The organism is Halomonas sp. I1 (genome assembly GCF_032334135.1).
Classification (GTDB): domain Bacteria; phylum Pseudomonadota; class Gammaproteobacteria; order Pseudomonadales; family Halomonadaceae; genus Halomonas.
On the sequence record NZ_JAVXUS010000018.1, the window covers coordinates 1 to 12,761 of the forward strand.

10 protein-coding genes are annotated in these 12,761 nt (G+C 65.4%); 2 read left to right on the forward strand and 8 right to left on the reverse strand.

What is annotated here, in order from left to right:
• Positions 1-225 precede the first annotated feature (225 nt).
• Positions 226-1,566 (reverse strand): metalloprotease PmbA, encoded by a 1,341-nt coding sequence (pmbA, locus tag RSO41_RS15520; protein ID WP_315620100.1) that lies wholly within the window; start codon positions 1,564-1,566, stop codon positions 226-228.
• A gap of 126 nt (positions 1,567-1,692) precedes the next feature.
• Between pmbA and yjgA the strand changes: the two genes are divergently transcribed.
• On the forward strand, positions 1,693-2,199 hold the full coding sequence (gene yjgA / locus RSO41_RS15525; RefSeq protein ID WP_315620101.1) for a ribosome biogenesis factor YjgA: 507 nt from the start codon (positions 1,693-1,695) through the stop codon (positions 2,197-2,199).
• Positions 2,200-2,325: 126 nt separating this feature from the next.
• Here yjgA and tldD read toward each other — a convergent pair whose 3' ends face one another.
• The 7 genes from tldD to RSO41_RS15560 form a co-directional block, all read right to left on the reverse strand.
• Positions 2,326-3,780 (reverse strand): metalloprotease TldD, encoded by a 1,455-nt coding sequence (gene tldD, locus RSO41_RS15530; protein WP_315620102.1) that lies wholly within the window; start codon positions 3,778-3,780, stop codon positions 2,326-2,328.
• Positions 3,777-7,655, reverse strand: a complete 3,879-nt coding sequence (locus tag RSO41_RS15535) for a YhdP family protein (RefSeq protein ID WP_315620104.1) — start codon at positions 7,653-7,655, stop codon at positions 3,777-3,779. The genes tldD and RSO41_RS15535 overlap by 4 nt, the downstream gene beginning before the upstream one ends.
• A gap of 3 nt (positions 7,656-7,658) precedes the next feature.
• Positions 7,659-9,122 carry a ribonuclease G gene (gene rng / locus RSO41_RS15540; protein WP_315620105.1) on the reverse strand — a complete coding sequence of 488 codons (1,464 nt, stop codon included), beginning with the start codon at positions 9,120-9,122 and terminating at the stop codon, positions 7,659-7,661.
• Positions 9,123-9,192: 70 nt separating this feature from the next.
• Positions 9,193-9,789 carry a Maf family protein gene (locus tag RSO41_RS15545; RefSeq protein ID WP_315620106.1) on the reverse strand — a complete coding sequence of 199 codons (597 nt, stop codon included), beginning with the start codon at positions 9,787-9,789 and terminating at the stop codon, positions 9,193-9,195.
• 11 nt (positions 9,790-9,800) lie between these two features.
• A complete protein-coding gene (mreD, locus tag RSO41_RS15550) occupies positions 9,801-10,289 on the reverse strand; it encodes a rod shape-determining protein MreD (RefSeq protein ID WP_315620107.1) in 489 nt (162 codons plus the stop codon).
• Positions 10,289-11,179 (reverse strand): rod shape-determining protein MreC, encoded by an 891-nt coding sequence (gene mreC, locus RSO41_RS15555; protein ID WP_315620108.1) that lies wholly within the window; start codon positions 11,177-11,179, stop codon positions 10,289-10,291. The genes mreD and mreC overlap by 1 nt, the downstream gene beginning before the upstream one ends.
• A 58-nt stretch (positions 11,180-11,237) precedes the next feature.
• Positions 11,238-12,275, reverse strand: a complete 1,038-nt coding sequence (locus tag RSO41_RS15560) for a rod shape-determining protein (protein WP_013331666.1) — start codon at positions 12,273-12,275, stop codon at positions 11,238-11,240.
• 171 nt (positions 12,276-12,446) lie between these two features.
• Between RSO41_RS15560 and gatC the strand changes: the two genes are divergently transcribed.
• Positions 12,447-12,734, forward strand: a complete 288-nt coding sequence (gene gatC, locus RSO41_RS15565) for an Asp-tRNA(Asn)/Glu-tRNA(Gln) amidotransferase subunit GatC (protein WP_315620109.1) — start codon at positions 12,447-12,449, stop codon at positions 12,732-12,734.
• Positions 12,735-12,761 lie beyond the last annotated feature (27 nt).

Consider the following 12,761-nt stretch of genomic DNA (forward strand, 5'->3'; position numbering starts at 1 on the left):
AAGCCGTAAGCCGTAAGCCGTAAGCCGTAAGCCGTAAGCCGTAAGCCGTAAGCCGTAAGCCGTAAGCCGTAAGCCAGAAAACTTTCTAACCCCCGGTGGGTCAAGATTTTTCTTACCGCTTAAAGCTTACAGCTTATAGCTCCCGGTGCAGCCGGGCGGGTTTTCTTACAGCTTAAAGCTTATAGCTTACAGCTCCCGGCGCAGCCGGGCCGGGCGCAGCCCGGCTCAGCCGCCCGCGACGGTCATCTCGTCGATCAGCCAGCTGCCGGTATGAATGCTGCCTCGGGTGTCGATGTCGTCGCCGATGCCCACCAGCCCCTGAAACATCGTCTCGAGGTTGCCGGCAATGGTGAACTCTTCCACCGGGTGCTGGATCCTGCCGTTCTCGACCCAGAAGCCGGCGGCACCGCGGGAGTAATCCCCGGTCACGCCATTGACGCCCTGCCCCATCAGCTCGGTCACCAGCACGCCACGATCCATGCGCGCCAGAAGCGTCTCGAGCGATTCCAGCGGTGCGGCGATGCGCAGGTTACGAGCGCCCCCGGCGTTGCCGGTGGTCGACATGCCCAGGCGTCGCGCGCTGTAGGCGGAAAGCAGATAGCTGGCCAGACGCCCCTGGTCGATGAAGACATTGTCACGGGTCTGAACCCCATCCGCATCGAAGGGGCTGCTGGCCATCGCGCCGACTTCCATGGGGCGCTCGCTCAGCGAAAACCACGCCGGGAACAGCTGGGTGTCCAGGCGCTCGCACAGGAAGGAGGACTGGCGATACAAGGCGCCGCCGGCAATGGCACCCAACAGGTGCCCGACCAGGCCGGATGCGAGCGAAGGATCGAACAGCACCGGCATGCGACCCGTGGCCGGACGCCCGGCACCAAGACGCTGCAGGGTGCGCTGCGCCGCGCTCTCCCCCACGGCAGCGGGGTCACGCAGCGCGCGCGGATCACGCGCCGTCGTGTAATCGTAGTCCCGCTGCATGCCCGAAGCATCTTCGGCGATCAGCAGGCATGACAGCGAATGTCGGCTGCCGCGCTGCCCCCCCAGAAAACCATGACTATTGGCATAGACGTTGACCCCCTCTCCACTGGAGAGACTGGCTCCCTCAGAGCTGCGAATCCCCTCGACGCCACGCCCGGCACTCTCGCAGGAGAGAGCCAGCTCGATGGCTTCCTCCGTGGAGAGGGGCCAGGGATGGTGCACATCCAGATCCGGGAAACGGGTCGCCATCAACGAGGCATCCGCCAGGCCGGCGGCGGGATCTTCACCGGTATAACGCGCGATGGCCAATGCCTTCTCGACCACATCGCGAACCGACGCCTCGCTGGCATCGGACGATGAGGCACTTCCCTTGCGCTGCCCCACGTAAACGGTCACGGCGATGCCCTGGTCCCGCGACAGCTCCACGGTTTCCACATCACCCTCGCGCACGCTGACGCCGATACCCTGATCGACGCTGGCTCCCACCTCGCAGGCATCAGCCCCCAGCCGGCGCGCCAGCGCCAGGGCCTCTTCGGCACGGGTTTCCAACAGGGCCTGCTGATCGGCGGCATCAAAAGCCTGTGTCATCGATCTGTCTCCTCACTCGGCCGGCTCTCAGGACCGGCACTCCACAATATCGCGATTATCCAGCCCATGGTGACGGGCTGGTATACTGGGCCGATACTCCACGTTCCACGACCCCCAGGACACGGCATGACCCAGGATGATTCCTTCCCGGCCGACGAGCGGCCCAGCAAGTCCCAGCTCAAGCGAGAAATGCACGCCCTCCAGTCACTCGGAGAGCGGCTCATCGCCATGAACGACGCCGAGCGGGCCCGCTTCCCCCTCTCCGACGAACTGCTGGCCGCCATCGACGAAACCGGCCGCATTCGCGCCCGGGAAGCCCGTCGGCGTCACATGCAATACGTCGGCAAACTGATGCGCCGCGAAGACCTCGACGGTATCCGAGCCGTGTTCGATGAACTCGACCGCGAACAGCTGCAACGCGACCACGCCTTCCATCGACTCGAGAAATGGCGGGACCGCCTGATCGACGAGGGTGACGACGCCGTCGCCGCCTTCATCGACGCCTTCCCCGACACCGACCGCCAGGCTCTGCGCCAGTTGATCCGCAACGCCCGCCGCGAACGTGACCAGGGCAAGCCCCCCACCAACGCCCGCCGGCTGTTCAAACTGATCCGCGAGACGGCCGGCCTCTAAGCCGTAAGCCGCGAGCCGCGAGCCGCGAGCCGCGAGCCGCGAGCCGCGAGCTGGATGGTGCCACCGCCCTCTAAACCGTCAACCCTTCAGCTCGTAGCTCGTAGCTCGTAGCTCGTAGCTCGTAGCTTATGACTGCGTCCCGCCGACGGTCAGTTCATCCAGTTTCAAGGTGGGCTGGCCGACGCCGACCGGTACGCCCTGGCCTTCCTTGCCGCAGACCCCGATGCCGGTATCCAGTTCCAGGTCATGACCGATCATCGACACTCGGCCCATGGCTTCCGGGCCATTGCCGATCAGGGTCGCGCCCTTCACCGGCGCGGTGATCCGGCCGCCCTCTATCAGATAGGCTTCACTGGCCGAGAACACGAACTTGCCGGAGGTGATGTCCACCTGGCCGCCGCCGAAACTCACTGCATAGATGCCACGCTCGACGCTGCCGATGATGTCGGCGGGATCATCCTGACCGGCTTGCATGTAGGTATTGGTCATGCGCGGCATCGGCAGGTGGGCAAAGGACTCACGGCGTGCATTGCCGGTGGGCGCCATACCCATCAGACGAGCATTGAGCTTGTCCTGCATGTAGCCGGTGAGGATGCCATCCTCGATCAGGGTCGTGCACTGCCCCGGCGTGCCCTCATCGTCGACACTCATCGAGCCGCGACGGTCGGCCAGGGTCGCATCATCGACCACGGTGACACCGGGGGCCGCCACGCGCTCGCCCATGCGACCGGCGAAGGCGGAGCTGCCCTTGCGATTGAAGTCGCCTTCAAGACCATGACCTACCGCCTCGTGAAGCAGGATGCCCGGCCAGCCGGCTCCCAGGACCACCGGCATCTGCCCCGCCGGCGCGTCGACCGCTTCCAGATTGACCAATGCCTGCCGCACGGCTTCCTTGGCAAACCGCTCGGCGACGTTGTCATCGCGCAGACGGGCCATGGAGTAACGCCCGCCGCCGCCGGCACTGCCACGTTCGCGACGCCCGTTGCGAACCACGATGACGCTGACGTTGAAGCGTACCAGGGGACGGATATCCACCGCCTGGGTACCGTCGCTGGCCCGCACCAGTACCGCCTCGTAGACGCCGGTCAGCGAGGCACTGACCTGCTCCACGGCCGGATCCGCCGCACGGGCTACACGATCGGCCAGTTTGAGCATGGCGATCTTGTCCTCGGCGGACAGCCCCGCCAGCGGGTCGAGACCGGCATAACGCGCCTCGGCCCCTACCTGAATGCATGGCGCCGTCGCCAGGCGATCACCGTGCCTGACGATGCCGGATGCGGTGCGACCCGTCTCGGCCAGGGCATCGGCAGTGATCTGGTTGGAGTAGGCAAAGCCGGTCTTTTCACCGGCCATGGCACGCACACCGACGCCACCATCGATGTTGTAGCTGGCGTCCTTGACTTCACCATCCTCGAGCGACCATCCCTCATGCCAGCTGCGCTGGAAATAGAGATCGGCATAATCGATACCGGGTCCCAGGGCATGGCCCAGCCCGGCATCCAGGGTATCAAGGTCGAGGCCACCGGGCGCGAGCAGTATCTCGCCGACCCGATCGAACATGGAAGACGTCTGTGATGTCATTCGGCACTTTCCAGAGAGATGCGCGGCGAGGTCCATGGGCCCCGCACGCGGTAGTGAATTCGGGTCACGCGGTCGATGACATCGCCGAATATCTTGTCGGCGACGAACAGGGCACCACCCACCACCGGGGCGCCGGCAATCACCGCCGCCAGGGGCAGGTTGTTGCTCACGGGCACTGTGACGCCGAGCCGCTGGTCGAGTTCCCGGCGCACCAGGTCGACACTACCCTCCAGCGTGAACTGAGTGGCGGCTCCATCGATCGTCACCGGGCCGCGCGTTTCCAGCACTCCACCATACAGGGTTGCGTCGCCGCTGACACTGTCGAAGGCAGTGCCGCGGCCGGTCACATCCGAAAAATCCAGTCGCAGGCGACGCAACAGATTGTCCACGTTCAGAAGGCCGACCAGTCGAGCCGAGGGTGACTCGAGATTGGCGAAGCGCCCATCGCGCAATTCGATGCCCAGATTGCCCCGGGACCGCGCCAGAGCGAACTGCCAGGGCGCCCCGGGCCAGGCCAGCTGGCTATCGACTCGCGTATCGGCACTGCTCACCGCCACCGGCTGATCCAGGGCTTGCAGCGCCGTGCCGATATCCCCGCCTTCCAGGGCTAGCCGCGAGCGAGTCAGGCTGGCCTCGGGACCGGAGGCCTCCCAGGTCAAGTTGCCTCGAGCATCGATCTCGCCGAGGCTGAGCTCCACAGGGTCCAGGACAAGCTGGTCAGGCGTTGTCCGCCAGCTGGCACTGAAAGGGCCGAGGGAACGAGACCGCCAGCGCAACGACTCGACGCTGAGCCGCCCGGCCGGTACGTTCCCGATTCCATCCGGCATCGATGCCGGCGTCGGCGGCACATCGAGCTCCGCGAACAACGTCCCCGAGCCTTGGCGGTCCGTACCGGCGGCACCATCCGGCACCAGGTCGTCCAGGCGCAAGCGATTCAACGTGATATCCAGGGGCGCGTGCCGACGCGGCCGGTACTCGAGCCGCCCCGATAGCAGACTGCCATCCAGGGCCAGTCGCCAGCCGTCGTCGAGGGGAGCGCCATCGACGACCAACGACCCCAGGCAGCGATCATTGACGCTGAGGCATTCAGTATCCAGGGTCAGTCGCGACACACTGACACCATGACCGCCACTACCGCCGCCAAGCGACCCGGCACCCGCCAATGGCGACAGGGCATGCGCCCAGTCCGCCGGCGACACGCGGGGCAGATAGGCCTGCACCGACCAGCCGGGCTCGGCCGGCCAGCCGGACGGTGCATCACGGCCGATCCAGACTTGCCCGCGGTCGCTATCACCCTCCTGCCAGCGCAGGCCGAGACGCGACCCCAGCCGCCCCGACAGGCGCATCCGATCAGCCAGTGATATGTCCAGATGCAAGGCGCGAGGGAGAGAAGGCGCCTTGCCGAGCGGCTCAGGCAAGGCAATACCCAGGCCACGCAATTCGCTGTCCAGCGTCAGGGCCGGATTCGGTCCATCGATCCTGAGCTGGCCCCGCCAGGAGGTCTCGCCGTTGATCAGCGACGCGGCACCCGGCGGCATACCGAGACCCGAAAGCGACTCGGCAGTGGCGGTGCCCGACATGGTGATGCCCTGGTCGGCCGTGTCGATATCGGCCTCGAAGGGACCGCCCAGCAGGCGCCCTTCCAGCCGGCCGCTCAGCCCGCCTTCCTCGCCGCGCTGCCGCCAGGCGAGCGGCCCCGTGAGCGACTCGAAGGTCAGCGAGGTCGGCGCATGCGTCAGGGTCGAAAGCGAGGTCTGTCCGTCGATATCGAGCTTCAGGGCATCAGGATCGGACAAGGGCACCGACACATCCAGTGTGCCCGTCACTTCCCCCTCGCCGTGCCAGTCGGCGACGGCCTCCATGCCCTCTGCGGGTATCGCGGCGAGGTAGCGAGACAGTGCCGTCGCCGAGGCGGACAAGGGCCCTCGGACGCGAAGCAGCTCATCCGCCATCTCCACACTCGCCCCTTGGGTCAGGACCCCCAGACTCTCGGCATGCTCGACATCGGCACTGAGCGACTCCTCGGTCACGCTCAGGTGCCCTCGCACGTCCTCCAGCGCCGGCCACGCCGGATCGAAAGGCAAGACCCCCTGCTCGATATCGAGCTCGAGCTGCAATGACGCATCGGCCTCGTCACTCGCCTCCTCGGACGTCTCGGTGATCGGCACATGCAGACTCAACGCGCCTCGCGGCACCCTTCCCGCCAGGCCACTGGCCAGCCAGTCGGCAAGCTCGGCGTCGACCTCTTCGCGCAGCACCGGCATGGGCAGCCAATCGGTCAGCGGACGCTTCAGGGCGTCGACATCGCGGAAGTCCAGTTGCAGGCCGAAGCCACCACGCTTTTCGCCCCTCATGGCCAGGCCGAAGGCACCTTCCACGGTGGCACCGTTCCATCCGACTTTCAGGTTGCGTCCACTGACGGAACTATGCGAACCCGCGTAAGACCACGCGACCTCGCCGCTGGCGTTGTCGAGCGTCATGGGATCGGAAAAGACCTCGGGGAAGGCGAGTTCCGCACCGCCGCTGTCGACGAAGCGAACCCGCCCTTCGGTACCCTCGGCCTCCAGCCAGACATCCAGCGGCCCACCCCCCGGCGCATCTTCCCAGGGCGATACCGATACCTCCGTGGCACTGACGCGAGCTTGCCACTGACCATCGCGACGCCCGACCCCAAGGGCATCGACCCGACCTCGCGGCGACAGCGCGCGAACCGTGCGAGCCAGGCCTTCGGGCAAAGGCAGTCGGTCGTGCCAGGCGGAGAACGCCCCGAGTTCGAAGCCGCTCCCGGTGAGCCACCAGTCTTCGCCATCGCCTCGTGCATGCCAGAAACGCGGCAATGGCGGCCCGGAAGTATTCTCATGGGGCGAATCGACGCTGCGTGCATCACCCGCGAACCAGGCGTCCCAGCTATCCCCCTCGGCGGCGCGCAGCCACTGACCACGCAGGCTCACGTCATCGAGCACGATACCGGCCTGCCCGGCCTCGACAGGGGAATCCCGGTTCAGCGCCAGGCGTGGCGACGTCATATCGAGGCGCACGTCGGCCAGTCGTCCATCCTGCCAGCGCCCCCACAAGCGCGCCTCGCCGCTCGCATCGTCGAGGCGCAGCTTGTCATCGAACCCGAGCAATGCCGACAGCCCGATCAGACTTTCGAGCTGCATGTCCGCCTGCAGGGCGGCATCAAATCCAGCGTCGTCACCCCCATCGTGCATCACTTCCATCACCGCCTGGAAAGCCGTGCCCGGTTGCCCCTGCAGCTGCACCTCCCCTTCCAGGTGGGCATGCCCCTCGCTGCTCGTCATCAGCAGACGCGGCGAATGAAGCACGGCCACACGCTTGCGGCCATGCAGCTCCACGCGCGTGTCGTCGGCCCAGGCACGCTGGCGCAGCAAAACGCCGATCCAGAAGTCCAGGCGCGACAAGTCGAATTCACCGGCGGGAACCAATTCCGGGGGCACATCGGCCGGCGCCGGCCATTGCCAGGTCAGGTCCTCGTCCTGATAGAGATGCAGGGTGACGCCATCGATCCGCGACTTTTCGAGTACCGGCATGCCACGGCGCAGGCTGGCCGCGGTATCGAGACGCAACGTCGCCCGCTCGACTTCCAGCAGCGGTACATCGCCCAGGCCTTCGCGGGAACGAAAGTCCAGATCCGCCACCTCAAACCAGGGGTCGAGCCCGGCCACGCCGCCCCGCACATCGTCCAGCGAGACCTCGGCGGAAAAGCGCGACGCCAGCATCGATTCCAGCTGCGGCGACAGTCGGTCGACCTGCGCCAGCAACAGGCGCATGACGATCAACAGTACTGCCGCCAGCGTCAGGGCCAGGGCCAGTAGCGTCAACGACCAGCGGAAGACCAGGCGGCTCGGCGACATGGCTCACATCAGTACGATATCGTACTGCTCCTGGGAATAATGGGATTCCACCTGGAAGCGAATGGTCTTGGCGATGAACTCCTCGAGATCCGCCACCGCGGCCGATTCCTCGTCGAGCAACCGATCCACCACCGACTGGGCGGCCAGCACGGTATAGGTCTCGGCACTATAGGCCCGCTCTTCGCGGAGGATCTCTCGGAAGATCTCATAGCACACCGACTCGGGCGTCTTGAGAGTGCCTCGCCCTTCGCAGGCCGGGCAAGGTTCGCACAGCGTCTGTTCCAGGCTCTCCCGGGTCCGCTTGCGGGTCAGCTGCACCAGGCCGAGTTCGGTCACGCCGGTGCACTTGGTCTTGGCATGGTCCCGCTCCAGGGCCTTTTCCAGCACCCGCAACACCTGCCGCTGGTGCTCGGTATCTTCCATATCGATGAAATCGATGATGATGATGCCACCCAGGTTTCGCAGCCGCAGTTGACGGGCAATGGCCGTGGCCGCCTCGAGGTTAGTCTTGAAGATGGTCTCCTCGAGGTTGCGATGGCCGACATAACCGCCGGTGTTGACGTCGATGGTGGTCATCGCTTCGGTCGGATCGATGACCAGATAGCCCCCAGACTTGAGCTGCACCTTGCGCGCCAGCGCCTTCTGGATCTCGTCCTCGACACTGAACAGGTCGAAGATCGGCCGTTCGCCGGCGTAATGCTCGATGCGCTCAACCGCATCGGGCATGAACTCCTCGGCGAACTCGAGCAGCTTGACATGGTTCTCGCGGGAATCGATGCGTACCTTCTCGATATCATCGCGCATGACGTCGCGCAGGGTGCGCATGAACAACGGCAGGTCGTCGTAGATGACGCTCGGCGTGGATGCCGTGACGCGACGCTCGCTGACCTTGCGCCACAGGCGCAACAGGAAATGCATGTCGCCGGCGAGCTCCTCGTCGGTCACTCCCTCGGCGGCGGTACGCACGATGAAGCCGCCGGAGACCTCGAGGGTCTGTTCCGCGAGGGCCGATTCGACCTGAGCACGCAGACGCTCGCGTTCGCCATCGTCCTCGATGCGCTGGGAAACACCGTTGTGCGGCGAATCCGGCATGTAGACCAGATAACGCGAAGGCACGGAGAGGTGCGTGGTCAAGCGTGCCCCCTTGGAACCGATCGGATCCTTGGTCACCTGCACTACCAACGACTGGCCTTCCTGGAGCAACTGGGAAATCGAGACCTGCTCGTCGGCCGGTGTACCCGGTGGCATCACCTCATGGGCATGAATGAAGGCGGCACGATCGAGACCGATATCGACGAAGGCAGCCTGCATGCCAGGCAACACCCGTACGACCCGCCCCTTGTAGATATTGCCGACGATACCGCGACGCCGGGCGCGCTCGATGAAGGCCTCCTGCAGCACACCGTTTTCCACGACGGCGACACGAGTCTCCATCGGCGTCAAATTGATGAGTACTTCACCGCTCATGCGGAATCCTTGTCCTGGAGGAAAATCCTGGAAAAAGTCCTGAAAAGGGTCCTGACGAAAACTCGCGCCATTATGACACAGGGTGATTCCAGAGCGGCACGCCCTGCCGAGACAACAGATCGGCCGTTTCACACAACGGCAGCCCCACCACGGCCGAATAGCTGCCGTCGAGGTGCGTCACGAATATCGCACCACGACCCTGGATGGCATAACCGCCAGCCTTGTCGGCGGGTTCCCCCGTGAGCCAATAGGCGTCGATCTCCGCCGCCTCAATATCGCGCAGGGTCACCCGGCTACGCACGGCGCTCACCAGCACGCCTGCGGGCCCGACCACCGTCACGGCCGTCATCACCTCATGGGAGCGGCCCGCCAGGGAGCGCAGCATGGCCGCAGCGTGCGCCGCGTCCAACGGCTTGCCGAGAATCTCGCCGTCCCGTACCACGACTGTGTCCGCCCCCAGTGTGGGCATCCCGCCCGACGAGTGCCCTGCCAGCGCCTTCTCGCGAGCGAGCCGCGTGACGTACGCCTCGGCCACCTCCCCGGGAAACGGCGTCTCGTCGATATCCACCGGCCGCACCTCGACATCGACGTCGATACCGGCCAGCAGGTCGCGTCGACGCGGCGACGCCGATGCCAGGCGGATACGGGGCGGACGAGGTGCCGACATGGCGCTGCCGGTCATCCTTTCGCGGCGCGACGGCGAAAGGCCCGGAACAGTGTCGTCAGCCATGGCCACAACACCGCGCCGATCACCGAGGGCAGCAGGAAGGAAAGATGGATGGAAAAGGGGCCCAGGAGGGTACGCAGCCATTGCTCGACCAGTTGCACCGTCCCCAGCAGAACCAGAATCAACACGGCCTGTTGCAACAGCGAATAGGCGCGAAAGCGGGGATAGACCAGGGCACAGAGGAAGGCCAGCAGCGACAGCAACAGGGCATTCTGGCCAAGCGGCACGCCCTCGATCAGATCCAGCAGGATTCCCAGCACGAACCCATGAAAGACACCGACCCGCTCCGGCGCCTTCATGCACCAGTAGATCAGCATCAAGCCCAGCCAGTCGGGACGCCAGATCTGCCAGCCATCAGCCAGGGGCATGACCTGCAGGCAGAGCGCCAGCAGCATCGTCAACCAGATCCAGGGCAGGCCGGCGGATGTCGTGCGCGCCATTATTCCTCCTCCTCGGCGCTCTCGCTTCCACCCGTGGCGATGCGGCGGGCCATCTCGATGGCCACCGGGTCGGGCGACGCGATCCAGCCCCCCCGGCCATCGGGGGAGCGCGGCTCGGGCGGGAACAACAGCAGGAAGTGCCGGGAACGCTGCAGCTTCGCCACCGGGTCCGCCTCGACCCTGGCAAAGGGTTCACCGGGATCATGTACCACCTTGTCCACCCGAGCCACCGGGTAGCCCGGCGGGAAGCGACCCGCCAGCCCCGAGGTCACCAGCAGGTCCCCTTCGCGAATGTCGGCTGTATCCGGCACATGAAGCACGTTGAGGCTCTGGTAACGCCCCGCGCCCTGAAGCACGAAACGCAGCCCGTTGCGATTGACCTGAACAGGCAGGGCATGACTGGCATCTGCCACCAGCAGGACCCGACTCGAATAGGCCGACACCGACGTGACCTGGCCGACCAACCCAGACGCATCCATGACGGGCTGGCCCACGAAGACACCATCGCGTCGCCCACGGTCGATCACCATGCGATGCGTGAAGGGGTCCGGATCCAGGGAGAGCAGCTCGGTGGTGATGAAGGGGATGTCGCGTTCCTTGGTCGCCGACAGCAGTTCGCGCAATCGCACATTCTCGGCGGTCAGGCTGGCCATGCGCTGAACCCGATGCGACAGCGTCAGAATCTGCTCGCGCAGACGGCGATTCTCTTCCACCAGGGCACGCTGCTCGGACAGCGCGAGCGCGCCCCAGTTGAGCACGTCGCTGGGCAGACTGACGGCCCACTGCACCGGCGCGACCAGCGTGGAAAGCTGGGCCCGCACGGTTTCCATGCGTGTAAAACGCAGGTCGACGAACATCAAGGCGATGGCGAGGATCGCACACACCAGCATGCGATACCCCGGCACCGACCCGTGCGAGAACAGCGGCTTGATAGGGAACCTCCCCCGGTCAGTCGCTGGAGAGCAGCTCGAAAGTACGCTGATCGATCATTTCCAGTGCCTTGCCGCCACCACGCGCCACGCAGGTCAGCGGGTCCTCGGCCACCACCACCGGCAGACCGGTTTCCTCGGCGATCAGCTTGTCCAGGTCGCGTAGCAAGGCGCCACCGCCGGTCAACACCAGGCCACGCTCGGCGATGTCCGAGGCCAGCTCGGGTGGCGACTGCTCGAGCGCGCTCTTCACCGCCGCGACGATGGACCCCAGGGTTTCCTGCAGGGCATCGAGGATCTCATGAGAGTTGAGCGTAAAGCTGCGGGGAATGCCCTCCGCCAGGTTGCGACCCCGCACGTCGATCTCGCGCAACTCGCCGCCGGGATAGGCACAGCCGATCTCTTCCTTGATCCGCTCGGCAGTGGATTCGCCGATCAGGCTACCGTAATGGCGCCGCACATAGGCCGTGATGGCCTCATCGAATCGATCGCCCCCCATGCGAATGGATTCCGAATAGACCACGCCATTGAGAGAGATGATGGCAATCTCGCTGGTCCCGCCGCCGACATCGACGACCATCGACCCCTGCGCCTCCTCGACCGGCAGGCCGGCCCCGATGGCCGCGGCCATCGGCTCCTCGATCAGGAACACCTCGCGGGCACCGGCCCCTTCGGCGGACTCCTTGATCGCACGACGCTCGACCTGGGTCGACATGCAGGGAACACAGACCAGCACCCTGGGACTCGGCGTCAGGAAGGTGCTCTGGTGCACCTTGCGAATGAAGTATTGCAACATCTGCTCGGTGACGGTGAAGTCGGCGATGACACCATCCTTCATCGGCCGGATGGCAGTGATGTTGCCGGGCGTGCGCCCCAGCATCCGTTTGGCATCGGCGCCAACCGCAGCCACGCTGCGCATGCTGCCGGACTGGCGAATCGCCACGACCGAGGGTTCGTCGAGAACGATCCCGCGGCCGCGGACATAAATCAGTGTGTTGGCCGTTCCCAGGTCGATCGACAGATCGCTGGAAAACAACCCCCTCAAACGTTTGAACATGAACTCGTTACCTAGTGCAGTCCGGAAGCCCTGTGCGGGAGCAAACGGTATCACTGCACCCCGTAGGCGGCAAGCGTTCCGCGCGTCAATGCCGTGCCACGCCCCTGCCAGCATCGGCGAGGATGTGGTAACTTTGCCCTCTTTTCTCCACCCCCGCGAGGACACCCGATCATGGCGATCGAACACGCAGACGTTCTCAGGGCCGCCCATCTGGCCCGTCTCGGCCTTGACGAGGGCGAAGCCGCCCATTACCTCGATGATCTCGGCCGCATCCTGGAGATGGTCGATCAGCTGCAGGCACTGGATACCGCAGGCGTCACGCCCATGGCGCATCCGCTGGATGCCACCCAGCGCCTGCGCGCCGACGAGGTGACCGAAACCGACCAGCGTGACGACTTCCAGCGTTGCGCACCGTCCGTGGAAAACGGCCTCTACCTGGTGCCACGGGTCGTCGAATGACCCTCAACCGCCGTCACCGCCATGTCA

Bases quoted from the DNA above. Each gene is read 5' to 3' on its own strand.
- RSO41_RS15545 (WP_315620106.1), bottom strand. From the start codon at position 9,789: ATGTCGGCACCTCGTCCGCCCCGTATCCGCCTGGCATCGGCGTCGCCG.
- tldD (WP_315620102.1), bottom strand. From the start codon at position 3,780: ATGACATCACAGACGTCTTCCATGTTCGATCGGGTCGGCGAGATACTG.
- rng (WP_315620105.1), bottom strand. From the start codon at position 9,122: ATGAGCGGTGAAGTACTCATCAATTTGACGCCGATGGAGACTCGTGTC.
- RSO41_RS15535 (WP_315620104.1), bottom strand. From the start codon at position 7,655: ATGTCGCCGAGCCGCCTGGTCTTCCGCTGGTCGTTGACGCTACTGGCC.
- yjgA (WP_315620101.1), top strand. From the start codon at position 1,693: ATGACCCAGGATGATTCCTTCCCGGCCGACGAGCGGCCCAGCAAGTCC.
- gatC (WP_315620109.1), top strand. From the start codon at position 12,447: ATGGCGATCGAACACGCAGACGTTCTCAGGGCCGCCCATCTGGCCCGT.
- RSO41_RS15560 (WP_013331666.1), bottom strand. From the start codon at position 12,275: ATGTTCAAACGTTTGAGGGGGTTGTTTTCCAGCGATCTGTCGATCGAC.
- mreC (WP_315620108.1), bottom strand. From the start codon at position 11,179: ATGCTGGTGTGTGCGATCCTCGCCATCGCCTTGATGTTCGTCGACCTG.
- pmbA (WP_315620100.1), bottom strand. From the start codon at position 1,566: ATGACACAGGCTTTTGATGCCGCCGATCAGCAGGCCCTGTTGGAAACC.
- mreD (WP_315620107.1), bottom strand. From the start codon at position 10,289: ATGGCGCGCACGACATCCGCCGGCCTGCCCTGGATCTGGTTGACGATG.